This window comes from Pantoea stewartii, assembly GCF_011044475.1.
GTDB classification, from domain to species: domain Bacteria; phylum Pseudomonadota; class Gammaproteobacteria; order Enterobacterales; family Enterobacteriaceae; genus Pantoea; species Pantoea stewartii.
The window spans coordinates 1,779,448-1,804,423 of sequence record NZ_CP049115.1 but is presented as its reverse complement, the minus strand read 5'-3'; the positions used below and the strand labels follow the sequence as shown (position 1 = coordinate 1,804,423).

20 protein-coding genes are annotated in these 24,976 nt (G+C 50.9%); 8 read left to right on the top strand and 12 right to left on the bottom strand.

Annotated elements, in window-relative coordinates:
- Positions 1–264: 264 nt before the first annotated feature.
- A complete protein-coding gene (locus tag G5574_RS08530) occupies positions 265–1,605 on the top strand; it encodes an MFS transporter (protein ID WP_033739396.1) in 1,341 nt (446 codons plus the stop codon).
- 514 nt (positions 1,606–2,119) lie between these two features.
- Here the strand turns inward: G5574_RS08530 and G5574_RS08525 are convergent.
- Genes G5574_RS08525 through G5574_RS08510 form a run of 4 tightly spaced genes read right to left on the bottom strand, consistent with a single transcriptional unit; the run spans position 2,120 to position 6,070 of the window.
- Positions 2,120–3,472, bottom strand: a complete 1,353-nt coding sequence (locus tag G5574_RS08525; RefSeq protein ID WP_164482496.1) for an MFS transporter — start codon at positions 3,470–3,472, stop codon at positions 2,120–2,122.
- A 38-nt stretch (positions 3,473–3,510) separates the two neighbouring features.
- Positions 3,511–4,443: an SMP-30/gluconolactonase/LRE family protein gene (locus G5574_RS08520; RefSeq protein ID WP_058702312.1), complete on the bottom strand. Its 933-nt coding sequence runs from the start codon at positions 4,441–4,443 to the stop codon at positions 3,511–3,513.
- Entirely contained in the window at positions 4,440–5,378 is a 939-nt protein-coding gene (locus tag G5574_RS08515) for a hydroxyacid dehydrogenase (protein ID WP_164482495.1), read from the bottom strand. Before G5574_RS08515 ends, G5574_RS08520 begins: the two co-directional genes overlap by 4 nt.
- The gene (locus G5574_RS08510; RefSeq protein WP_054633280.1) at positions 5,378–6,070 is read right to left on the bottom strand and encodes an RraA family protein; all 693 of its coding nucleotides are present in this window, start codon (positions 6,068–6,070) and stop codon (positions 5,378–5,380) included. Before G5574_RS08510 ends, G5574_RS08515 begins: the two co-directional genes overlap by 1 nt.
- A 175-nt stretch (positions 6,071–6,245) precedes the next feature.
- On the opposite strand from G5574_RS08510, the gene G5574_RS08505 reads away from it, so the two are divergent.
- On the top strand, positions 6,246–6,959 hold the full coding sequence (locus tag G5574_RS08505; RefSeq protein WP_164482494.1) for an IclR family transcriptional regulator: 714 nt from the start codon (positions 6,246–6,248) through the stop codon (positions 6,957–6,959).
- 223 nt (positions 6,960–7,182) lie between these two features.
- On the opposite strand, the gene G5574_RS08500 is transcribed toward G5574_RS08505, so the two are convergent.
- From G5574_RS08500 to G5574_RS08465, 8 genes are all read right to left on the bottom strand, one after another.
- Positions 7,183–7,941 (bottom strand): iron ABC transporter ATP-binding protein, encoded by a 759-nt coding sequence (locus G5574_RS08500; RefSeq protein ID WP_164482493.1) that lies wholly within the window; start codon positions 7,939–7,941, stop codon positions 7,183–7,185.
- Positions 7,938–8,930, bottom strand: a complete 993-nt coding sequence (locus G5574_RS08495; RefSeq protein ID WP_164482492.1) for an iron chelate uptake ABC transporter family permease subunit — start codon at positions 8,928–8,930, stop codon at positions 7,938–7,940. Before G5574_RS08495 ends, G5574_RS08500 begins: the two co-directional genes overlap by 4 nt.
- Positions 8,920–9,879, bottom strand: a complete 960-nt coding sequence (locus G5574_RS08490; RefSeq protein ID WP_164482491.1) for an ABC transporter permease — start codon at positions 9,877–9,879, stop codon at positions 8,920–8,922. Before G5574_RS08490 ends, G5574_RS08495 begins: the two co-directional genes overlap by 11 nt.
- Positions 9,876–10,817: a siderophore ABC transporter substrate-binding protein gene (locus G5574_RS08485; RefSeq protein WP_164482490.1), complete on the bottom strand. Its 942-nt coding sequence runs from the start codon at positions 10,815–10,817 to the stop codon at positions 9,876–9,878. Before G5574_RS08485 ends, G5574_RS08490 begins: the two co-directional genes overlap by 4 nt.
- Before the next feature lie 118 nt (positions 10,818–10,935).
- Entirely contained in the window at positions 10,936–13,083 is a 2,148-nt protein-coding gene (locus G5574_RS08480) for a TonB-dependent receptor domain-containing protein (RefSeq protein WP_164482489.1), read from the bottom strand.
- 777 nt (positions 13,084–13,860) lie between these two features.
- Positions 13,861–14,325 carry a hypothetical protein gene (locus G5574_RS08475; RefSeq protein WP_133745458.1) on the bottom strand — a complete coding sequence of 155 codons (465 nt, stop codon included), beginning with the start codon at positions 14,323–14,325 and terminating at the stop codon, positions 13,861–13,863.
- Between the two features lie 2 nt (positions 14,326–14,327).
- The gene (locus tag G5574_RS08470; protein ID WP_133745457.1) at positions 14,328–15,050 is read right to left on the bottom strand and encodes a hypothetical protein; all 723 of its coding nucleotides are present in this window, start codon (positions 15,048–15,050) and stop codon (positions 14,328–14,330) included.
- 1,123 nt (positions 15,051–16,173) lie between these two features.
- Positions 16,174–16,785 (bottom strand): LysE family translocator, encoded by a 612-nt coding sequence (locus G5574_RS08465; protein WP_164482488.1) that lies wholly within the window; start codon positions 16,783–16,785, stop codon positions 16,174–16,176.
- Between the two features lie 857 nt (positions 16,786–17,642).
- Here G5574_RS08465 and G5574_RS08460 point away from each other — a divergent pair.
- From G5574_RS08460 to G5574_RS08435, 6 genes are all read left to right on the top strand, one after another.
- A complete protein-coding gene (locus tag G5574_RS08460; RefSeq protein ID WP_164482487.1) occupies positions 17,643–18,797 on the top strand; it encodes an iron-containing alcohol dehydrogenase family protein in 1,155 nt (384 codons plus the stop codon).
- Between the two features lie 2 nt (positions 18,798–18,799).
- Entirely contained in the window at positions 18,800–19,813 is a 1,014-nt protein-coding gene (locus tag G5574_RS08455; protein WP_164482486.1) for a zinc-dependent alcohol dehydrogenase, read from the top strand.
- Positions 19,810–20,877 (top strand): N-acetyl-gamma-glutamyl-phosphate reductase, encoded by a 1,068-nt coding sequence (gene argC / locus G5574_RS08450; RefSeq protein WP_164482485.1) that lies wholly within the window; start codon positions 19,810–19,812, stop codon positions 20,875–20,877. Before G5574_RS08455 ends, argC begins: the two co-directional genes overlap by 4 nt.
- Positions 20,867–21,835, top strand: coding sequence for an NAD(P)-dependent oxidoreductase (locus tag G5574_RS08445; protein WP_164482484.1), 969 nt, complete (start codon positions 20,867–20,869; stop codon positions 21,833–21,835). The genes argC and G5574_RS08445 overlap by 11 nt, the downstream gene beginning before the upstream one ends.
- 31 nt (positions 21,836–21,866) lie before the next feature.
- Positions 21,867–22,718 carry a phosphoenolpyruvate mutase gene (gene aepX / locus G5574_RS08440; protein ID WP_133745451.1) on the top strand — a complete coding sequence of 284 codons (852 nt, stop codon included), beginning with the start codon at positions 21,867–21,869 and terminating at the stop codon, positions 22,716–22,718.
- Between the two features lie 97 nt (positions 22,719–22,815).
- Complete coding sequence (locus G5574_RS08435; protein WP_133745450.1) at positions 22,816–24,975, top strand: FAD/NAD(P)-binding protein; 2,160 nt, start codon at positions 22,816–22,818, stop codon at positions 24,973–24,975.
- The last annotated feature ends 1 nt before the right edge of the window (position 24,976 follow it).

The following is a 24,976-nucleotide window of genomic DNA, read 5'->3' as shown; positions in this document are numbered from 1 at the left end:
GCGTTTGTACCTGCGGGCTTTCTGCGATTCTGCTCAATGCGCCATGTCCCGGGGACGCGGGGGAAGCGGGAAAAGCTCCGGCTGCGTCACATATCCCACGGCAAACTGATCCCTTTTTGTGACAAGTCACACAACCTCATAACATTTGCCAGCACAGGAAAAAGTTTCGCCAGATAATGAGTGTACTTTGTACACCATAGTTTTACAGAGTAAAACATGAAGTTTACCCAGATGTAAAACCATGAACCTTCTGTGAGGAACACCATGTCTGAAAAGAGACCCAATGTGGCCATAACCTCCGATATAGAGCAGCAGACGGTAAAGCGTGTTATATGGCGCATTCTGCCGTTTCTGATTGTCTGTTATCTGATCGCTATCATTGACCGGGGCAATATCGGAATGGCGGCCCTGCAGATGAATGAAGATCTCGGGCTGACCAAAGCGGTGTTCGGCCTGGCGAGCAGCCTGTTTTTTGTGGGGTATTTTCTGTTTGAAGTGCCCAGCAATCTGGCGATGCAAAAGATCGGGGCGAAGATCTGGATATCGCGCATTATGGTGACGTGGGGCATCGTGTCGGTCTGCACGGCCTTTGTCTCCAGTGCCGGGATGCTTTATTTCCTGCGCTTTTTACTGGGCGCGGCGGAGGCGGGCTTTTTCCCTGGCGTGATCCTCTACCTGACCTACTGGATCCCCGGTAAATACCGCGCCCGCGTCATTGCGACCTTTATGGTGGCTATCCCGGCAGCAAACTTTATCGGCTCACCGATCTCCGGGGCCATCCTGTCACTGGATGGCTGGTTTGGCTTACGTGGCTGGCACTGGCTGTTTATTTTAGAAGGCTTCCCGGCCATCCTTTTAGGGATAGCCGCCTTTTTCCTGTTAAGCAACCGCCCGGAAAACGCGACCTGGCTGACGGAAGCACAGCGCAACTGGCTCAGCACAACGTTGGCGGACGAGAATGCGAAACGTAAGGTGATCGGTCATATCTCGCTGTGGCAGTTACTGCGTCACAAGCACATCTGGGTGATGGCCTTAATCTATGCCGGTGCCTCGGCGGCAGGTTCCACGCTCAGCGTCTGGTCGCCACAATTACTCAAGTCGTTCGGACTCGACAACTTCACGACCGGTCTGGTGAACGCCATTCCTTACGGCCTGGCGTCCGTGTTGATGATCGTCTGGGGCCGCAGTTCCGACCGTACGGGCGAACGTCGCTGGCACACGGCGCTGACGCTGTTTCTTATTGCGGGTGGGCTACTGTCGGCTTTCCTGACGCAGTCGCTGGCGGGCAGCGTGGTCATTTTGTCGCTGGTGCTGATTGGCGCGTACTCCATGAAAGGGCCGTTCTGGGCACTGGCTTCCGGCTGGCTGTCGTCCAGCACCGCAGCGGCGGGCCTGGCGGCTATCGGTGCCATGGCGAACCTGATTGGCGGCGGGCTGATGGTTAACGTGTACGGGATCATCAACGAGCAGACGGGCAGTCATGCGCTGGCCATGGTTCCGCTGGCCGTGCTCTGCGGGGCGGGCGGTATCGCAGTGCTGATCATGGGCCGCAAAAGCGCGACCAGAATCGAAGCGGATCACAGCCTGTCGACCGTCAGCAAATAAGTCGCATCGCTGAAATCACTGAAGCGCCTCCGGGCGCTTTTTTTATACCGGAGAAAAGTGAAGGTGAGGCGAACCGCAGGAATGCCGGGAAGGACCGGTGCCGTGTTCGGTTCTGCCATCCTTATCGGGCAGGCCGAGCGCTCTGATGTGGCAAGAACGCCTGTATACCGTTTCAGCCCGCTCTGCTCCATGTGCTCGCCTGCCATCGTGATGGGATACTTCCCGGAAACCGGTATCGGTTATCGGAAATACCGGGCCGCGATCAGCAGACGAACGCGAACGTTGTTGCGGTGGGAAAGACAACGGCGTGGAAAAACAGTCTGCATGCGCAGGAACGGCGGCAGGAAGGAGGATAATGGAGAAATGAAGCCGTGGGGGATAAAACCACGCCGCCTCTGATATTGGCGTGGCTTTGTGTCCATTCAGATCGTGCGTCGGGGTTGGTTAACTGAGGCCATAATCCGAGGCGACATCACGCCACCCTGAATGTCGGCGGCGTGGTCGTTTTGTCCGGTCAGGTGTGACGGTAAGGGTCCTTGACGGACGCTACGCAGAAAGCTCCCAGCAGCAGCACCGCCGAAACCGCCAGCAGCGCCCACATAAAGCCACCGCTGGTCTGGCGCACATAGCCAATAAGCGAAGGACCCACGAATCCGCCCAGATTACCAATCGAGACAATCATCGCCAGTCCGCCCGCCGCCGCGCTCCCTGTCAAAAAACCGGAAGGCAGCGCCCAGAATGATGCCTGAAATGCCAGGATGCCGCTCACAGTGAAACACAGCGCAAGCATTTTGAGGACGGGTTCATCAATGAGGGCGCTGCAGCCTAACGCCACGGCGGCGATCACCAGCGCCGCGCTGATCCAGCGAATACGGTGGCGGGAAGCATTCGCGCGCTGTGCCCAAAACAGCATGCTGAAGGCGCCACAGATATAGGGCAACGCGGTCAGAAAACCCGTCGCGGTGTGGCTGACGCCAAGCTGTTTGATAATCTGCGGCATCCACAAACCTACGCCAATTGAGCCGACAATGCCGCAAAAGTTAATAAAAGCCAGAAGGTAGAGCAGGGGATTACGCATTGCATCCCGCAGGCTGGAACCGTGTGCCTGTTCGATCTTTTTCTGTTCATTCGCCAGCCGCCTGCTCAGCAACGCTTTTTCCGCCTCGCTTAGCCAGCCCGCTTTGGTCGGACGGTCATGTAAAAAGAACAGGCACATGACACCAAGTATTACCGCCGGAAAGCCTTCCAGCAGCAACAGCCACTGCCAGTTGCGGATAGTGTCGTGTCCGGTAATTTGCATCAACATGCCGGATAACGGCGCACCGATAATATTCGCCACGGGAATGCCGACCAGAAAGGCGGCCGTGATTTTGGCGCGCCAGCTGCCGGGGAACCAGTAGGTAAAAAACAGGTAAATGCCCGGGGTGAAGCCCGCTTCCGCCACGCCCAGGCAGAAACGGGCAAAGGCAAAGCTGACGGGACCGCTGACGAAGGCGGTGGCCATGGAGATCAACCCCCACGAAATCATAATACGGGCGATCCAGATGCGGGCACCTACTTTTTGCATGATCAGATTACTGGGCACTTCGAAAAGGAAATACCCGATAAAGAACATGCCCGCGCCAAAGCCAAACTGCTCTGCTGTAATCCCTAAATCCGCGTTCATGCCCAGCGCGGCAAAGCTGACATTCGTGCGATCCAGATAACTGACCACGTAGCAGATAAAAATAAAAGGCAGGATACGGCGAAAGGCTTTGCCTGCCGCGACTTCACTTTGTTCAAAATCCGTTTGAGTCATGCCGTCATGGGACACGGGCACGTCATCCTGCTCCGTCATTGAGCGGGAAGGCGTTGAGTGCAGATTCATGGTTGTCTCCGCTGCGTTGCGTCAACGCAGAGTTATTCTCAGAGAAAAGCAGTGGAAAGAAAGGGCAGCGGGTGGCCTGGCGTTTGCATTGAGCAGGTAAGAATGCTGCCGCTGACAGATTCGGTGATAAATAACTGCCGGCGCTGATCGCCGCCAAAACAGAGGTTGGTGGTGGATCGTCCGACCGGGCTGGTCAGAATCTCAATCGGCTCTGCCAGATCGTTTAACAGCCAGACGCGGCCCAGCCCCGGGTTAGCAATCAGCAGTTCGCCCTGCGCGTTGACGGCGATACCATCAGGACCGCTTGGCCCGTGCGAGGTAAAGAACTGGCCGACTTTGCTGACCGATCCGTCACGCTGAAGCGGTACGCGCCAGATCGCATTGCCGCGCGTCATGGCGACATACAGCACCTTCTCGTCGGGTGACAGCACCAGGCCGTTTGGGCTCGGGCAGTTATCCAGCAGAACGGACAGTTGCCCGTCCTGGCTGAGCCGGTAAACGCGTCCGGACGGATCGTGCAGCCCCGTTTGCCCCTGATCGGTGAAATAAAGATTGCCCCGGCTGTCAGGGGTAAGATCGTTCACGCCGCGAAAACTTTCGCTGTTACGGCGCGACAGCCACGGCGCGATCGTGTTCTCCTTGAGGCACAGCTTCATCAGGCCGTGACGGTAATCCGTGATCAGAAGCGTATCGGGATCGGTCAGTTTCATGCCATTGGGTTCGCCGTCGTACTGCACCACGAGCTCCCAGTTGCCCGCCATATCGACACGGAATATGCGACCATACGGAATATCGGTCAGGTACAGGCAACCCGAGGGATGCCAGACCGGCCCTTCCAGAAACGAATCGGTCAGCTGGCCGCCGCGATTAGCGGCCGCCCAGGCATTGTGGCTGTCAGGTTGGCGGAAACGATCGGGCAGCCGGGTAAATACCGTGGTCTGCCTGATCTCCGGTGTAGTCAGGCACATCATACCGTCGCTTCCTTCTGCGCTAAGATCTTCAGCAGATTGGTCACGGAAGCCGTCCCCATTTTCACGTAAGAGTTATCGCTCACGCCGCCGATGTGCGGGGTAATAATGACGTTTTCTACCGTCTGCCAGAGGTTGGGCGCGGTCAGCGGCTCCACAGTAAAGCTGTCCAGCGCCGCCCAACTGAGCCTGCCGCTCCTGAGCGCACGCACCAGAGCATCGTCATCAATCAGTCCACCGCGTGCGGTATTCACCAGCACAGCACCGGGTTTGAACTGTGCCAGCGCCTGGTCATTAATCATCTGGCTGTTTTGCGCGGTCAGCGGACAGTGCAGCGACACTATATCCGCGCGCGTATACAGCGTGGCTAAGTCGTCCACCTGCTCACAGCCCGCGGGCAGCGTTTTCGCCCAGGGATCGTAAGCAATAACCTGCATACCAAACACGCGGCCAATATCGGCCACCCGGCCGCCAATCGCGCCGAGGCCCACGAGCCCGAGCGTCCGGCCTTCCAGTTCAAGGGACTTGTGGCTGGATTTGTCCCAGTGACCGTCACGCATCCGGCGATTCAGCGGAATCAGGGATTTGGTGCAGGCCAGAATCATTGCCCAGGTATGTTCAGCCACCGCCGCCGCGTTGGCACCCGGCGCAGACTGAACGCTGATGTTTCGTTCGGCCGCCGCGGCTTGATCAATAACGTCAATGCCGCTGCCATGTTTGGAGATCACGCGCAGCGCAGGCGCGGCATCCATGATGCGGGCGTTAATTTTTCCATAGCGCACCACGATTCCGACGGGATTATACTGCTGGCACAGCGCGACCAGATCGTCTTCGGTTGGCCTGGTGCCCGCAAAAACCACTTCATAATCGTTCAGCATCGCAAGCGCGGCGGGGGCGATGTCAGCGCCGGTAATAATGACAGTATCCTGTTTGCGCATCAGAGTTCCTCCCCTTCCGCTAACATGCCTGCTGCACGCAGGGCACCGTTCAGCCAGGTCGGTCTTTTGTCTCCGGCTTTGATTGCCGCAATACGGCGGGTTTCCATATCCAGCTTTTTCGCCGCGAGTTCCAGCACCAATTCGACCTCGTCACGTGGAACGACCACCACACCATCGATATCACCGACCACCAGATCGCCCGCGTTGATCGTCGCACCGGCCACAGAAACCGGGTAATTCACACGACCGGGAATCAGCTTGGTCGGGCCACATGGGTTCAGGCCAGCGGCGAAAATCGGATAAGTGTGGTTGCTCAGTGCATCCGCATCCCTGACCGCGCCATCGATGATAATGCCGGCAATGCCGGACGCTTCTGCCTGGGTCGCCATGATTTCGCCTAGCAGCGCACAACTGATATCGCCTTTACCGTCTACCACGATGACATCGCCGGGTTTGGCCACCGCCAGCGCAGCATGGATCGCCAGGTTATCACCTGAACGCACTTCCACCGTTACCGCCGGTCCGGCCACTTTCATATGCGCACCCAGTGGCTTAACGCGGCCATGGAGCGTGCCTCGTCTGCCCGCGACATCCGCAATAATCGCGGCCTGAAATTCAGCGGCACGTCTGACATAATCATGACTGACTCGCGTAACGTCGCGGTTGATCATCGGTTTTTCGTTCGCGGACATGGGTCACCTCACAGGTTTGATGTTTTACAGAGTAAAACTGTGTTGTACATAATGAAATTACTATATCGGTGACACTGACGCTCGCGCCAGTGTTGCGAGCTTGTTTGTGATGTAAATAAGATGTGACTCACAGTTTCAGGTACACTCAGTGCCAGCAAAAATCAGGAGAAGCGAAATGGGAAACGAAGGGGTTAATGCGGTAGAGAAGGCGCTGGCATTGCTGGATTGTTTTAAGCCAGGCGAAGAAAGCCTGTCCCTGACGGCGCTGTCGCAGCTCTCGGGCTACCACAAAACCACCGTTTATCGCCTGATGAATTCGCTGGAACGCATGAGTTATGTAGTCAGACGGGATAACGGGATTTATACCCTGGGACCAAGACTGCTGTATCTGGGCAAGCTCTACGAACAGTCGTTTCATCTGGCCAGCGTGGTCCAGCCCGAGCTACAGGCGCTGGCTTCGGCCACCCATGAAAGCGCCAGCTGGTATGTGATTGATAACGGTCAGCGTCTTTGCGTCTTCCGTGCGGAATCGTCGGATGGCCTGCGCCATACGCGACTGCCGGGCTCGCTTTATCCTCTGGATAACTCGGCGATTAGTCAGGTGCTGCGTTACTGGGGAATGGGCGACCCCCTGTTTGCTGAGACACCGGACTTACCGCTCTATACGTCGGGCGCGCGCGATCCGCACACTGCCGCCTTTGCCATCCCGGTGTTTGGCGAAGGGGATAAATTAACGGCCGCCCTGGCGCTGACCGGTCCGTCATCACGCTTAACCCTGGACCGCAAAGCGGCAGGGCTGGGTGACCTGATGCGGGAAAGTGCCGCCAGATTGTCGGCTCAGTTAGGGGCCAGAAAGCCGTTTTGCGATGGGGTTTACTGGGGTAAATAGCGGGCAGTGCCGCGCGGTTGGGTCAAGAACCGTTCGGCGGCTGAGCAGGGCAGGCATGTGCTGCCGTCCTCCGCCCCGTGTGCAGGCAGAACTCCGACATGTATTCTACTGCTGAGCCGGGCGCATCCGCGTTTCTCCGCTTGCCTGCAATCGGCCAGTGATAAAGCGGACCGCGCGGCGACGTCCGCGGCTCCGCTTCCGCGCCACGAAAGCGTGAGTCAGGTTAGCGGTAATAGATCGCTATCCGCTGATCCGCCACCGTTTCAATCGCCACCGGAATCTCAAACAGCCGCGTCAGCACGTCCGGCTGCATGATGTCGGCTGGCGTACCGCGCATAAAAACGGCGCCGTTTTTCATGGCAATGATGTAGTCGGAATAGGCGGAGGCGAAATTGATATCATGAATGACCAGAATGATGGATTTGCGCAGTTCATCTGCCGCCCGTCGTAATTGCTGCATCATGGTCACGCTGTGTTTCATATCCAGATTATTTAGCGGTTCATCTAACAGAACGTACTGCGTATTCTGGCACAGCACCATCGCCACAAAGGCCCGCTGCCGCTGCCCGCCGGACAACTCATCCAGATAACGCTGTGCCAGCGGCAACAAATCCAGAAAATACAGCGCCTGCTCAATATGGTGTCTGTCCGCTTCCGTTATCCGTCCTTTTGACCAGGGATAGCGGCCAAAACTGACCAGATCGTACACCGTCAGCCGATGGGTAAAATGATTCTCCTGCCGCAGCACCGACAGCACTTTCGCCAGCTGTTCAGTGTGCGCCTCGTTCACCACCAGCGAATCGATTCTGATTTCACCGCTGTCCGGCGTCAGCAGTCGGCTCATCACCGACAGCAGAGAGAATTTTCCGGCACCGTTAGGACCAATGATGGCAGTGATGCCCGACGCGGGCAGGGTTTCATTGATATTGTTGAGAACAGAAAGCGTGCCGTAGCGCTTATTCACATTCACCACTTCAATCACGTTGCCACCTTTTTAAGCACCAGATAAAGAAAGAGTCCACCGCCAACACATTCAATGATGACGGACAGCGTGCCTGCCCTGTCCAGCAGTCGCTCCAGAATGAGCTGTCCGCCGGTCAGCGTAATCATGCCGATGAGTATCACAGCAGGCAGCATCTCGCGATGACGCCATGAGCCCATGGCGGGCCAGGCCAGATTCACGATCAACAAGCCTAGAAACGTCATTGGCCCCACCAGCGCGGTTGAGATCGCTACCAGCAGGGAGATGAGCAGCAACAGACCGGTCACGTAGCGCTGAACGGGCACGCCGAGTGCGGTGGCGGTATCGCTGCCCAGCGCCAGCACGTCAAGGCGATAGCGCATGCGCCAGATGATTACCGTCACAACAGCAATGACGCCGCCTGACAACAGCAGGACGTCGCTGTCGGCGCGGGTAAAGGTGGCAAACATCCGGCTCTGTAAAACGGCAAATTCTCCCGGTGATAGCAGGCGCTGCATCAGTCCGGACAGACTGCGGAACAGCGTGCCGAACACCAGGCCTGCCAGTAAGACGCGCTGGAGTTCCAGCCCGCTGCGGTTAAATAACCAGCGGTAAAGCAGCGTGGCAAACAGCATCAGAAGCGCCGTTTCACCCAGAAACTGCACCACAGGGCCGGTCTGGCTCAACGGCGACAGGTGAATAAAAAAGACCATCAGCGTCTGAAGTAAAATAAACAGCGACTCCAGCCCCATGATCGACGGCGTAAGAATGCGGTTTTGCGTGATGGTCTGGAAAAGCAGCGTGCTGATGCCCGAGGCAAACGCAACCAGCACCATAGTCAGTAAAATCTGGCCGCGGTGTTTCAGGAGATAGCCGATATTGCCCTGCAGGTTAAGGGTCAGAAACAGCGTGCAGAGCGCAATCGCGATGATGGTCAGCAAACACAGCCGTCCGGCAGGGGAGCGCATCCTGTTCAGCACGCGAGACGGCAGCGAACACTCAACGGCCATGGCGTTTCCCCTTCATAATCAGCAGCAGAAACACCGCCGCGCCCAGTACACCCAGCAACGTACTGACCGGGATCTCGAACGGCTGCACGATAAGCCGCCCCAGGATATCGCAGCTTACTACCAGCATAGCCCCCGTCAGCGCGACCCAGTGCACGGTGCGTCGCAGGTTATCGCCAGCCAGCAGGCTGACAATATTCGGCACGATTAACCCCAGGAACGGCAGGACCCCGACGACCACGATAACCACGCCGCTGATGAGCGCAATCATCGCCATGCCCGTGAGCTGAACACGACGGTAGTTCAGCCCGACGTTTACGGAAAAGTCATGCCCTAAACCGGCGACCGTGAAGCGGTCGGCAAGCAGGCCAGCGAGCAGGGCGATCATCCCTACTAGCCACAGCAGTTCATAGCGCCCCTGCATCACGCTGGAAAAATCCCCCGATTCCCAACTGCCCAGCGCCTGCAGCAGGTCAAACTGCATCGCCAGAAAGGTGGTGACCGAACTGAAAACGGCCCCCAACATGATGCCGGTCAGCGGCACAATAAGGGCGCTTTTCTGACGAACATGGGCGATTAACAGCATAAACAGCAGGGTACCGGCCAGGGCGAACAGGGCGGCAATGCCCATTTTGACTATGACGGGCGCGGCGGGATAAAACAGCATGACCAGCAGTAAGCCCAGACCGGCGGACTGTGTCGTGCCCACGACAGAGGGCTCGACAAAACGGTTTTGCGTCAGCATTTGCATGATTTGCCCTGCAACGCTCATGGCGCTGCCAGCCAGCACCAGCGCGACCGTGCGCGGCACGCGACTCAACCACATAATCTCCCGCATGTCGGCATCGCGCCACACGTCCATCAGTGACAGCTGCGTGACGCCCGTCATCACACTGAGCATCATCAGCGCCCCCAGCAGGATCAGGCTAAAGCTAAAGGCCACGGACTTCATTCTGGGCGGACGCCGGCTGTGCTGAGTGCCTGCCTGATCTGCTCCATCATCAGGCTGTAACTCTGGATCCCGCCAGCGAGGTACAACGAGGCCGAATCCAGCCAGATTATCTGCTGTTTTTTCCATGCCGTGGTGCGGCGCACCAGCGGATTATCCAGTACCTGCCGGGCAGAAACGCCCGCCTTGCTGCCGATGGCGCTGTCGCGATCCAGAACGAACAGCCAGTCCGGATTGGCCTGCATGATGAGTTCGGGCGAAATGGCGTTTCCGTGTTTACTGGCGGTCGGCAGGGCGATGGCCGGTCTGAACTGCAGGACATCAAAAATAAAACCAAAGCGGGAATGCGGTGTGTAAGCACTGAGTTTGCCGCCGTTGACCATCAGCATCATGGCCGTGCCTGCCTGAGCCGCCTGGCGGCGAAGGTCAGCAACCTGCGCATCAAATCTGGCCAGAACGGTGCTCGCCTGCGCCTGTTTACCCATGATTTCGCCCAGTTGCGTGGTTCGCTGACGCAGGCTGTTTAAAACATCATTGGGATCGATATCCAGCGATACGGTCGGCGCAATGTCGCTGAGTTTGTTATAGGCCGCCAGGGCTCTGCCGCCGGCCAGAATCAGATCCGGCCTGGCGCGGCTCAGGGCCTCATAGTCAGGCTCAAATAACGTGCCCGCATTGAGGTACTCATCACTGTTGTAGCGCGCCAGATGGGCCGGATAGCTTATCGCGGTCCGGGGCACGCCCAGCGGATGAATTCCTAACGCATCGGCACTGTCCAGCGTTACCGGGTTTAAGATCACCACACGTTGGGGATGCAGAGGAATAGCCGTTGTGCCCTGAAAATGCGACAGCTGGACGCTGGGCGCGTCGCTGGCCGACGCCAACGGCGCGCTCAGTAAGCAGGCGAGCGCCAGTAAACCTGCCAGAGGGGAAAAACGCATACCTTCTCCTTGTACGTTGTCATTGTCCGTAAAAGTGTGCCCGGTTGTCGGGCTGACCATCCGCTTTCCGCCCTGGGTACGTGGTATGTTCAGCAGGGCGAGCGGACCCTCAGTGTTATCAGAACGAAGCCGTCACGGAGGCGTACAGCGTTCGTCCGGGAACGTAATAATTATTGCCGCTGGTGGTACCGGCTGAGGGTTGCGCGGACACCGGATTTTTATCGAAAAGGTTATCGACGCCCATGTTGAATTTCAGATGGCTGGTCGCCCGGTACTGCCCGGACAGGCCATAAATCATATAGGCCTGGCGGATACGTGCAGTTGCGGTATTGCCGCGTGCGGCCTGATCCGCGCGGTTATTCAGCCCCAGCATTTTTCCGTAGTATTTGGCGGTCATCGACAGACTGATCGCCTCGTTGACCTGCCAGTCCAGCGAGGACCAGGTGGCGAGTTTTGGCGTGGTCACCAACATGACGCCCAGCGTGTCTTCCGCTTTGATCATGCGCGTGAAAGTGTTATTCAGGGTCAGGCTTTTCAGCCAGGGGACTTTCTCTTCAGTAATCAGAGGCACCGTCAGGCTGCCTTCCACGCCCTGCGTGCGGGCGGTATCCAGATTGACGCGCTTCAGCCAGTAGCTACCGGACGCATCGCCCGGAATATAGCCCACCGGCGCGGAAGCAATTTTGTCCTGAAAGCGGCTGTCAAAGAAGGTTAAGCCCACGCCCCATCCCGCATCATCGTACAGGGCGCCCACTTCCCAGTTCTGCGACAATTCAGGCTTCAGCGCGTCATTACCCAGGGTATAACAGCTCCCGCCCTGGTAATCGGCATAGCCGTTACAGCCGGCACCGCGGGAGGTTTCGATAAAGCCTTTGCTGGCCTGACGTACGCTGGGCGCCTTAAAGCCTTCAGAATAGCCGCCTTTCAACGTCAGAGCGTCCGTGGCTTGCCAGACAAGATAGGCGCGCGGCGTGGTCCGGTTGCCGTAATCGGTATTATCCCGGCGCAGGCCCAGCGTCAGGGCCAGATCATCCCGCAGGTCAATCTGGTTTTCGATGAAGATGCCCGTGCTTTTCGCTTCGCCAGTATGTTTACCAAAGGTATCGGCCGCGTCGGCTGTCACGCCCAGCGAGCGCGGGTTATGCAGCTCTTCTTTTTTCCATTGCGCGCCCACGGTCAGGTTTTGGGGCAAACCGAGTTCGAAGGGCAGGTTGAGATCGCCTTCAATAATGGATTCTTTATTCCACAACGTGCTGTCCTCGCTGCCCGTCACCGCGCCGTTGGCGATAACCGGTACGTCCGACACCCAGTTTTTAAATTTATTCTGATAAGCGCTTAGCTTCGCCGTGCCAAATGCAAAAATGCCGCGGTAATCCAGCGCATAGTTTTCACGCTCAAGCTTACTGGCCCCGCGCAGATTAATTTCACTGCCGTTACTGGCGAAGCCGGGAAGACCTTCTTCGGTTCCCTGCTGCGTAGAGATCGTCAGCCGATGCTGGCGGGTAATATCCCAGCCCAGTTCGGCACCGTAATTTTCATTCTTGCGTCCCTCCTGACCGCTACCCCAGCGCAGTGCGCCGGTGTCGCTTTTATCCGCCTGGCGCTTATTCCACGAACCATTCAGACGCAGGTCAAACCCTTTCCCCAGTGGGCCGCCAACGCTACCTGTCCAGGTCTGGGTACTTCCCCGCTTATCGTCCTGCGGCTGGCGCGTGCCTGCGGTTAAGGTACCGTGCCAGACATCACTGTTTTTCTTCGTGATGATATTCACCACGCCGCCCATCGCATCCGAGCCATAGAGCGCGGACATCGGTCCCCGCACCACTTCGATACGTTCAATGGCATCAACGGGGATCCAGTTGATATCGTCGAAATAGTTTTGCTGCGTGCTTTTGATGCCGTTGCTGGAGCTCATGCGTTTGCCATCAACCAGCAACAGCGTATACGCCGCTGGCATACCGCGCAGTTGAATACCGGAGCCCACATCTGTTCCGATGGCTTTGGATACGCCCGCGACACGTTCCAGCACATCCGCAAGATCCGTGGCCGATTTACCAACGTCCTGTGCCAGTTGCTGTGCGGTAATCACGGAAATTGATGCCGGAGCATCTTTCAGACGCTGTTCGACAGCTGAAGCCGTCACCACCATCACCTCTTCATCGGGATCAGTGATCTCCGGCTCAGCAAACGCAGGTGAAGCTATGCCAAAAACGGGAATGAACAGACTGGTTTTGATACGACGGGCGAGAGGGGTTAACGACGTCATAACGGTTAATCCTTTAACGGTTGTTTGTCCTGAAGATATTTACGGGCTGATAAACAGCATAAGGCGATATATAAATGGGAATCAAATCAATAATCATTATCAGTTGGCGGTGAAATAAATTCGCAGGGTAATTGCGTGAAAATTTTAATGGTTCAGGATCGGCGGGAATGGTCTGGAAGCGGGAAAGGATAGTTGCTTTTTATGTAAGGCAGCCCTTTGATATATAAAGATTTAAGACGAAGAATTTCTTCTTTTACTGATTGGATTTCTGAATAATTCCCTGCCTGTAAGTTTCTTTTTAATATTATCTTTTTTTACGTTTGGGATGATATTTACGAAAGGTAAAAGATGTTCTTGTTAATTTATATAATTGTTAAGAGGTTGAGAAAAATGACTTGGATCAATAATAAGTCTGATTATGTGAAATATTTGATTCTGTTTTGTGAAATAAGCTGGCTTAGCATAATAGCGTTATTTAAATGAATAATGGTTTTCCCGTAATGCATTGAGGTCTACCATGACGCATGGGCCATTAAGTCAGTCAATATCGGATACCTGCAATCAATGACCATGCTTTTCTGGAACCGGTAAGTTTTGAATGCGGGTTTCAAAGGCACAGGAGGGAACAAAAAAGCCCGCAGGCTTGCGCCGTGTGGGCTTTCAGGGCTGGCGGAATCTGAATAAATCACCTATATGCATGAAATTTAATGTAAATATCCAATATAAAAATAATTGGTATACCTAAGCGTATACCAATTGCTTTTGTTAAAAGGTTTTTTATGGTGGGGAGGGCGATGGCTTTGCATCTATGGTCAGATACGCTTTTAGACCTGAAGAGCGTTTTACACCACGCGGATCGGAAAAGAATGGAACACGGAGCTTTGGGGTGTCGTTCACTTTAATTGTCCAGACAGACCCGCCAATGAAATTGAACTCAATGGTTTTGTGATTGACAGACAGCGCCTCGAAAGAGCCTGACGAATACTCATTACCAACCTGCAAACTTTCAACAATCCCCTGACTCAGGCTGATGAGAGTAACAGTAAGAAACTCCTCAAAGATCACATCATCAGTTGTGAAAAGAATATACCTGTCATTGTCGACTTTAACTGAGGCTTCGAGTACCTGTCCTTTTATAGTGATACCCGTCGGTTTGTTATCGATCACTACTTCAGAAACGGCCTGCTGAAAATCAGTCGCTTTACTTTTCTCAACAAGCTTTACCGAGAGAGTTTGTTCCATGACTATCCCCAAAAACGTCCCATTTCAAAGGCAGCAAGTGCACCACCAACAAATCCACCAATCAAAACACAAACGGGTGCTCCGGGGCCGCATACCAAACCTGCTAAAGCACCTCCCGCTGCACCACCTGCTATGCCTGCACCGTTAATCGCTATTTGTTTACCGGTTTCAGCAACCTTGTTTTCAGCGGTATAAATTTCATATACAGAGATGGCTAAAGAGAGGACGATAAGCCCTTTTCCTGCTCGTGAAAGCTGCAACATCTTCAGGTTAACGCTGGGGTTAGATTTACCCGCAGATTCCACGATGCTGGCATACACCTGGTTTTTTTGCACTTCAGAAAGGCTGGCAAAGTTTGTTTTAGGCCCAAAAAGTGAGGTCGCTTTCTTTGCGACTAACTCATTAAGCGTCTTACCTGATGACTTCATCCTTTCCGCCATTGCACGCCCAAGTGGTGTACTGCGAGTCCTTATCATTTCCATGATGAGATTTCGCGTTTCCTGAGCTTCTTTCGCAGCCTGTTCCCATGTCAGCAATCCAGCATTAACTCGGGATCGTAAATCGTCAGCCATCTCTTTGATACGCCTAGAATACTCAAGGCGCAAGCGGGGATCTATGGATAATCGAGCGGCAGCAGCAGTAACATCCCCCTGTAAAGCATTAATCGCTGCGTCAAACTGTTCACGATTTTTAGTGTCCAGTGCATTCAAAAAAGAGGTGTCCATTTATTGCTCCTTTTTTAGGCATTTAAACTTTATCAAAACAGTTGCGCGGCCAGAAAGCGAGATCCTACAAAAAAAGATTTTATAAATAATCCTTCACACTGTTCACCTTTTTGTTTTATCCAATTATATCATGTGGTTAATAGGTGATGGATGGGTGAAGGGTGACGCATATCCTTCACCAAGGGTGAAAGATGGACATAATAAAACCGGCTTTCGCCGGTTGGGGCTTGTGCCTCGCTTGCGGCGTATGCCGTGGCAATGGACCTTAGTGCCAGTACCCGCCCATAACCGGACAGAGCGGCCGGCCCGTTAACGGATGGTGGCGACATAATTCCTCATTTTTCAATGACAACGCTGCGTGAAATCTGGCGGGATCCATACCCCTGCAAATCTCTCAGACTTCACACAGCGACGTCTGTTCTTGATAAATCCATTTTCGCCTGCCTGGTGGGCGCTGATTACCCAAAAAAACCCACTGAGTAGAGAAGTGTCATTTTCCCACTTATAGATATATACCATATATCGTAACAAGACGCCCCCGAGGGCGGGGCGGATGGGCCTGACAAAAGCACCGTTTCTATCTGGATAAGAGCGATGAGGTGGTGACTGGACACAGTATGTTTTGGTCCGTACGGTAAATCATTCCCTAACGGCCTTTTTCCGGAGCCCGGTAAAGTAAGTGCATAGGAAAGAGGAGCTTAGTTATAACAGGCTGAAAATCAGCACAGAAAAAACTTTGATTTTATGCAATTTTAAATATTAAAACGTTAGTCCTGCATTAATTAAGAATTGCAGGGCACATGCATGATAATGACCCTTTTTACTCATAGAGCCGCGTCTGATGAGCGGAGATAGGGTTTTGGTCATCGTTCGCTATACATGTGGTCATGTTAAGCACGAATGTGTCAGTAAGTACCGTTTCCACAAGAGTCGTCGGGCATCAGAGAATACAACCTTAACGTGTGTTAGGCACCAGTGAACCGCAAAAGCGCATCAAAGTTTATGCCCAGGCATACCAGAAAGGCTGACCCTCTGCATGAACTGAGCAACTCCTACCAGTGTTTCCATTAAGCTGCAAGATGACGTAACAGATGGAGTATTCACTCAGCGTATGCCTGCTGTTTTAGAAAAAGCGTTTAAAGAACGTGAAAAGGGAAAAAACAATCAGCAAAATGCCGCCGGAAATATTGACGTACTTTTTAAGCGACTGCGGATTTGTGCCTTTTGATGAGAATACCAAGGCATAGCTGACGAAGGACAGCCACACACACATCACCACCACGTGAAGGGAAGCTAGGATCAGGTAATTTCCTACGCCACCATGCCGGCCGGCAAATCCAGAAACTACTGTAAGATAAAAAATAATGGCTTTTGGATTCAGTAGGTTAGCTAATGCGGCATCAACTACTGAAATCGAAACGGTTCTGTCCTGAGCCCCGGCCGAATGCGTGTGGAGGCCACTACTAATAAGCATCAGGCCAAGCCAGAGCAAATAAGCCGTACCGGCTACTTCAAGAAAACGGTAAACGCCGGGTAATGAAATAAGGACGGCACTGATACCGAGCCCAATAAGCAATGCATGAATGTAAATTCCTAGGGCAGTACCGGTTAGCGTGCGCAGAAGACCACTGCGCCCACCTGCCAGCGCACTGCTCATGATCAGTGTGAAGCTCGCCCCGGGAGAAAGTGCGACCGGCAAGAGCACCGGTATAAAGCCTAAAATATCGATATCCATAGTGTCAGCTTTCACAAAAAACGAAGTTTAAAAGAGATACGTCATCATAATATTTCATTACGATTTTACGACCTAGGTAAAATTAAAACGGAAAAGCAAAATAAGCCAGCATCGGTATAAAAAGGGTGATACATGTCACTTTATGATTGTCTTTGGAGGCATAACTGGCAATTGTCCGAAACCCCCTCACGACTGACACATTAAGGAATGAGTTTTGACGCGAAATTGTAATTTATTAATTGTAATCGATTTCAAAGTAGAAAATCAGCGGTACACAGGATATGAGAATAAAATAATAAAAATTAATTACTAAAGAATAATTTCTCATTACACAATTCACAAGGGAATGTAACCCATAAAAAATAACTCAATTGTAATAAACTGTTAATTTTTTTCTCTGCCTTGAAATACAAACAAAGACACTATTTTGTTCCGAAAAAAAGCTATTTATGTATATATGTTTTGGGAGGGCGTCTCTTTTATGAAATAATTCATATACTTATTAGTCTTTCTTAATAAAATACTTATGCAAACAAATGGGAAGCATTAGCCAGGAGCTTAAGATAAATCTTAAATTGGAGCTTGAATTGCTCATCGTGACGCTCTCTTCAATATTTTTTTAAATTAAATCAATGGATTAACTATTGATCGATTATTGATCACATTGGTGTTGCTTTATAATTTCATTTAAATTAAGTTTTCATTACACCTAGATTGATAATTTTTTTTTAACATAATTAAGGTGTTTAAGAGGTGCTTAATCGCAAGGAGATACTCTCTCAAGGTCGAAAATAATATTTTTTTCGGATGTTTTTATAAGCACATTTAAGCGTTTATCTTAAGCGGAGATATAACTTATGGCTGGTGATTCGGCTTTGCCAATCTTTAATTCATTCAGTTTTTCATTGCCTGTAAAAATTCATTTTGAAAGAGGAGGGCTGAAAAAGTTACCTGAGCACCTGTCCTCTGTAGGTAAAAAAAATGCTCTCCTGGTGATGAGCCAATCTACTGCTGAGCGTTCTCCCTTACTTAAGGAACTCCTTGCGAAAAAATCCGGAAAAATAAAATATTCTTCCTGGGTTGTTCCCTCTGATTTCAAGGCCACCACGGCGTCACTGCGTGAAATCAAAAAACATCTCTGGAAGAATAACTACGACTCAATCATTTCAGTCGGAGGAGGTAATATAATTGATTTTACTAAAGCCGCCGCCATCAGTGCAGATGAAACCGTCGATTTAGATAATTTGTTCGCTAAAAGCTACGATGCCATTCAGAGTAAAATTTACCATATTGCTGTTCCTACCACTTTCGGTACGGGCTCCGAAGTGACCAAGGGGGCCATCATCCTTGATACGGAATCCCGAATCAAAGATGGCGTGCGTGGCGATTCAGTTTTCCCTGATGTCGCGCTGATCGACCCTGATCTAGGCATCACGATGCCGGATGAAGTGCTGAGAGAGACTCTTTTCGATAGTTTTACACACGTTTTTGAAGCGCTCCACTCAGTAAAATCCAATCCTGTTACTGAGTCACTCGCCGTTGAATCATTACAACGTATCAACGCCAATATTGAGCGCTATGCAGCAGGAAAACTGGATGATCATTTCTTTACTGAAGCAGCATACAGCGCCTTACTAGGTGGCATTTGCGTCTGCCACAACAGCACCTGTCTGCCTCACCGATTTGAACAGGCATTATCCCCTTTCTATTCGTTCTCACATGGGCGGGGCTTAGCCGCGATTTATCCTTCATGGGTAAAATCGCTGATGACTCACGGCAAAATTTCTCCTCTCTTGGCGCAGGTAAGCAACGGCCTGGCCCCATCAGAGTACTTGGCTTCTGTGCTGCGTAAAACAAATCTGGACGGTGCCGCACAACAGCTCGCATTCCTGAAGCTTCCCTGCAGCACCGTCAGGAAGAATGTATCGGGAAATACAGCCAACGACCCGCTCGTTAATGAAGCTGGCGACGACATTATCAATGTGCTCCTTAACGAAATAACCGGGGGATAATCATGTTTTATTCACTGATGTGTCACGGCAAAAAGCACCAGACGTATGAACCTGAGACCCTTACACCTGCCCCTGCGGATTTCACGCGTATAGAAATCTTCAAAGCAGCCATCTGTGGTTCGGATTTCATGGTGTTGAACCAGACGCACCCCTATAAAGAGTATCCGGCAATTTTGGGGCATGAATTTATTGGAAAAATTACTGATGAAGATTGCGCATATGACCTAAAGAAGGGGCAGTGGGTAACAGGACTGTCTTATGGCTCGTGTGGCGAATGCGACTATTGCAAACGTGGGATGGATAATCACTGCCTGAAAAAGGTGACCTACAACACTGCGGGCAGTAGTGGTGCGTTTACACGTACTATGACTGTTCACCACAGATCTCTTGCACCATTACCTTCGGGGAGAACTGCGGATGATTATGAGTTTGTTTTAGCCGAGCCGTTAAGCATTGTAGTTCACGCCCTTGATAACCTTGAAATTTCGCACGAAAACCAACTAACGGTTATTGGAGCCGGTGCGATGGGGCTTCTCAGTGCAATTTTTTGCCGCGAAGTAAAAAGCGTTGAAAAAGTGGAACTCGTTGACAAGGCAGCTGCACGGTGTGCGTTTGCGCACTCACTGGGTTTCAATGCCAGTAACACCATGTCAAACGTGAACCTCTCAAAGACGGATGTTCTGGTGATCGCCGGCGGTGAAACCCTCAATTTGAATGATTACATCGGATTACTCCGTCCCGGAACTCGGGTAGTACTCATTTCTTATTTTGATACTCCGGTGATGCTGGACATGAATTTGATAGTCAGAAAAGAGATAACACTTCAAGGTTCTTTTCTGAGTAACCCGCAAGATCTCCTCAAAGCAATAGCAATTATTGAGCAATCAAAAAAAAGAGATTCACGGCTTAAAGAAATAATAACCGATTTCATTACTTTCGGAGAACTACGTGACTTTATGCTGACCAAAAGCAGCAAGGGTAAAGTGCTGATCGATAAACTTGGAGTATTACCATGAAATTAACTGCTTATGTAATTGGAGCCACAGGATGGACTGGCGCTGAAATTATAAGGCTGCTAACAGTGCATCCTGAAGTTGGTGAAATATATCCAGTTTCGCGGGATGCAGATCTCGCGCTTGACACTGTTCATCCTAATCTGCAGGGGATCAATATGAAAACCTGGTCCATGAACTCTCTTCCTGATACCGCCCCGGACGTCGTGTTTATTTCGCTGCCTTCAGGCAAGGCTCATGAAGTAGCAACATATTTTGTAGAGTGTGGAGCGCGCATAATTGATTTGGGTGCTGATTTTCGCTTCAGTAAACCCGCATCCTTTGAAGAGATTTACGGTAAGCCACACAGAGCATCTGAACTACAGAATAAATTTCAGTATGGGTACCCGGAAGAGTTTCGCGAGAGGATTGCTGCGAGTCATTACGTTGCTAACCCCGGCTGTTACGTCAACGCAGCGCTTTGTGCACTCATCCCGCTTATTAAAAACAATGTTCTTAAAACGAATAATATTTTCATAAGCGCAGTGAACGGAACATCCGGAGCAGGGAGTAACGATAAAAAGGAGTTACTGCATTATAACATGACAAATAATATGCTTGCTTATTCACTGAACGGGCACCGTCATACACAGGAAATTGAACAGATCATTAAAAAAACAACGGGTAAAGATGCGGAAATTTCATTAATGACTTCTCACGGTAATTTTGCACGCGGCATTTTTATGCTTATCGCTGCAAAATTACAGGATGATATTCCATCAGACAGAAACCAGGTACTTGAAGTTCTGAAAGATTATTATGCAGATTACCAGTTCGTATCAATTACCGGACAAAAAAAAGGTTCAGTCGGGATAGAGAAAGATTACGGTATCTATCCACAGCTATCCAAAATTATAGGCTCAAATGCCTGCCATATATCGGTAGACATTGTGCCTGAAAAAAGAGAGCTGAGAATTGTCAGTGTCATCGACAACCTTGTTAAGGGAGCTGCTGGTACGGCCATTCAAAACATGAATATCATGATGGGCTTTGACGAAGAAACGGGGCTGAGTCGCTATGGAATATAAAGATAAAGTACTTATTGTTGATCCTGTGCATAAACACCTTCTTTCATTTCTGGAAGAAAACTACGATGTAACAGTAAAACATCCTGTAACCCAAGAGACACTGAATTCATTAATCGATCAGTACGATATGCTGGTTCTGAGAAGTGGGGCAAAAGTAGATTCATTGCTGCTTGAAAAGGCGACCAGCCTGCACACGATAATCAGAGCAGGAACCGGAACGGACAATATTGATCTGGAAAAAGTACACGAAAATAAAATACGCTTTTACAATACACCCAGTACAAATGCCAGAGCAGTAGCGGAACTCAGTTTTGGCATGATGCATTGTCTGTACCGACACATTCTGCGAGCCGGAAATGAAATCCGGGATAATATCTGGGATAAAAAATCCTTTTTAGGCTATGAGCTCTCGCATAAAAAGCTGGGACTGGTTGGTTTCGGTAGTATTGGTAAGGAAATAGCCGATATCTCGGCTGGCTATCATATGAACGTACATTGCACCGTCTCTGATTACTCATCAGAGCGCGCGACAGCGTTGAGCAGCCAGAATATCACCCTGCACAGCGAATTAAGCAGCCTGCTGCAACACTGCGATATTGTAGTGGTCTGCTGCCCCTACAACCAGCATACCAGAAACCTGATTGATGCTAGAGAACTCTCTCTCCTCGGTAAGCATGCTGTGTTGATTAACGTAGCGAGGGGCGGAGTGGTCAATGAAACGGCTTTATACAACGCGCTCAATGAAAATACTTTTCTGGGCGCAGCCAGTGATGTTTTTGAACATGAACGAAAACCCTCACCGCTTTTCACCTTAAATAATTTTATTGGCACACCACACATTGGCGCCATGTCCCATGAGTCACAGGAGAAAATTGCCGAGCTGATTATAGATTTTCTTCAGCAACAACCTGAAAGTAAAGCGAAAAATTTATCTCAAGGCCATGTATTGGCACATTGAATTCACTAACCAGTAACGAGAGAGGTAATATATGAGTATTCAGAAACGTCTTGCCCGAGGCGAATACACCCAGTTCATGGAAGCTCATAACGGGCTCAGCGCTAAAATTGTTGAACATGCCGGCTTTGAAGCTATTTGGGCATCAGGCCTTTCGATCAGTGCGGCTATGGGATTATCTGACAGGAACGAGGCTTCATGGTCTCAAGTCATCACTGCTCTGGAACAGATGGCGGATAATACCAACATACCCATTCTTGTGGATGGCGATTCTGGCTTTGGTAATTATCTGAATGTAATGCGTTTTGTAAAAAAACTCAAACAAATTAACATAAATGCTGTGTGCATTGAAGACAAAATGTTTCCTAAGGTTAATTCATTCATTGGTGAGAATCAGACACTCGCACCTGTAAGTGAGTTCTGTAATAAAATCAGAGCGGCGAAAGACACAGGCGGTGGTGATTTTACCGTAGTTGCACGTATTGAAGCGCTGATCTCCGGCCACCCTATGGAGGAAGCCCTGGATCGTGCAGAAGCCTATAAAGATGCGGGTGCAGATGCAATTCTGATCCATTCAAAAAAATCGGATGCCGGAGAAGTATTTACCTTTTCTGAACGGTGGGGCGGTAAACTGCCACTCTTTGCAGTACCGACGAAATACTATAACACTGAATACCAAGAGTTTGTTAAACATGGAATCAGTAACCTCATCTGGGCAAATCATCTCATCCGTAGTTCAGTCCGTAGCATGAAAGAAACGGCTGACAGAATTTACAAAGAAAAATCACTTATTAATGTTGAAAAAAATGTCTCATCCCTTGATGAGCTTTTTTCATTGACCACTGAGCGTTATATGAATGAATTAGAGGCCAAATATAATTCATAAAAAATAATCACTTCCTCTTTACCCTGCGTCAAGTATTAACGTTGTATCTCATTATTAATCAGCATAATGCTGAGAATAATATATATTGGAGAAAACAATGATCAAAATAGCTATCGTGGGCGGCGGCCCAAACGGAATGTATTTTTTAAATGGCCTACACAGTATTTTTAAAGAACTGGATGTACGTGATAATGTATCCGTCACAATGTATGATCGACATGGCTATTTCGGCTCAGGCTGGCCCCATTCTCCGGCTCAGGCTAAAACGAGTATGCTGAACAGGATCGTTGGTCAACTTTCTTTTGCTCCAGATAAAACCAACAACGCCAGCGATTCCTTTCCCAAAAGCACACGAATAACTTTCAGTGAATGGCTGGAAAAAAAATACAAAGCCACGCACAGTGAACGTTATAAGCTGAATGCTGATGATTTTCCTACCCGAGAACTTTATGGCGAGTCTCTGGTTGAGATCTGTGACGCACTGGTTAATGAAGTCAGACAGGCTGGTGTCAGCGTGTCGCTAATTAAAGATACGATTAAACAGATCACTAAAAATGAGGGTAAATATTATCTGACCGGTGATTTTTACCCTCAGCCAGCTGAGTTTGATATTGTGCTTCTCGCGACAGGACATCAGGAATCAATGGATAATTTTTATCTGGCGGGAACGCTCAAAAAATTCACCGAGTATTATAATTTTGCCTATCCGCTTTTTGACGTTCCTGACTGGCAGAAGAAAAGCATTGCCGTCATTGGCATGGGCCTGACTGCGATCGACACACTGCTTTACTACACGGAAAACAAAGGAGGCTCGTTCTTTCGCGATAAAGGACAACTACGCTATCGCGCAAGTGGAAATGAACCCAAGAAACTTTATGCACTCAGCCGGTCTGGCTATTTCACTTACAGCCGTCCCCACAATGCTAAAGAGGTCGATCTCGCAAAATATGAACATCAGGGATATTTTTTTACCCGTTCATTAATCGATCAGATGCGAGGGAACCTTGGCGCCCCGGCGCATCCGGACAGTTCGCCGGAAAATCATTCTCTGCAGCTTGATTTCGACGTGCACGTATTTCCTCTTCTGATGCTGGAGCTCCAGCTTTGCTATTACCGCATTCTTTTTGGTCCCGAGGTGCTGAGTATCATGATTGCTGAGAGCCGCCCTCTGGTTGAGCAGTTCATTGCCGGAAATCGGGCAATAAACTCCCAGAAGGAGAGTGCCCTTAACTGGTTGACGCAAGCTACTGAGAGGCTTGCCCGTGAAGCCATCTTCCTGATCCGCCGTTTTCTAAATGAAGGGACCACCTCATCTTTCCACGGGGTTCCGGTTGAAGCCATCGTGAAACGTTACGTTTATGTCATTAGCGCCAGGGAACCAGGAAAAGAGCCCGATCTGCAGCAATTTTCATTGTCCGCCCTATCAGGGCCAAGCCCCTGGGAACACAGGACAGAGCCTGAGGCTCACCTGTTTAACTGGGATATGGTTGTTAACCCTATCCGGAATATGGACTTTGCACCCGGTACCCCTTGGCGTGAACGGTTACTGGCGTTCATGCACTGGGATCGCCGCCAGTCAGAGCAGGGTAATCTAGACAATCCCTACAAGGGCGCCTGTGATGACGTCTTTCGCGATCTGCGGCAAACTGTAGTGTATGCAGTTGATTTTGGGGGGATTACACCGGCGACCTATAACAACATGCTCAAAGACTTCTATGCGGTACATAACCGTGCGGCTAACGGTAACTGCATAGCGCTGATGGAGAAAATGGAGGCGCTGATCGAAGCTGATGTCGTAGATGTCACCTATGCGCAGTCAAATATTCAAGTTCACGACGAACAGGTCTGGCTGCACAGCCTGAGCCAGGCCGGAGAGTATACCCGTGTAGATGCAATGATCGATGCCAAATTACATAACTTCAGTGTCAGAAAAGCCAAAAACAGCCTGTTCCGCGATCTCATTGACGCCGGTATCGCAAGTTACTGGGTACATAAGGATAGCCATGGGGTTGAGTGCGCAGCCTCGGGATTCAATATCACCCGGCACTTTCAGTTTATCAACCGTGATGGCAAGCGTGAGCGCTTTTTCTGCGTAGGTCAGCCTTCAGAAGGAATCATGTTCTTTCAGAATGGCTCGATACGTCCCAATGTCAATCATCATGTCGCTAATGACCTGCTTGCATGCATGACTGCAGTCAAAAATGAACTCATGGGCCTTCTGCATAGGCAAGAAGAAGATGCCACTGTGACCCACTGAT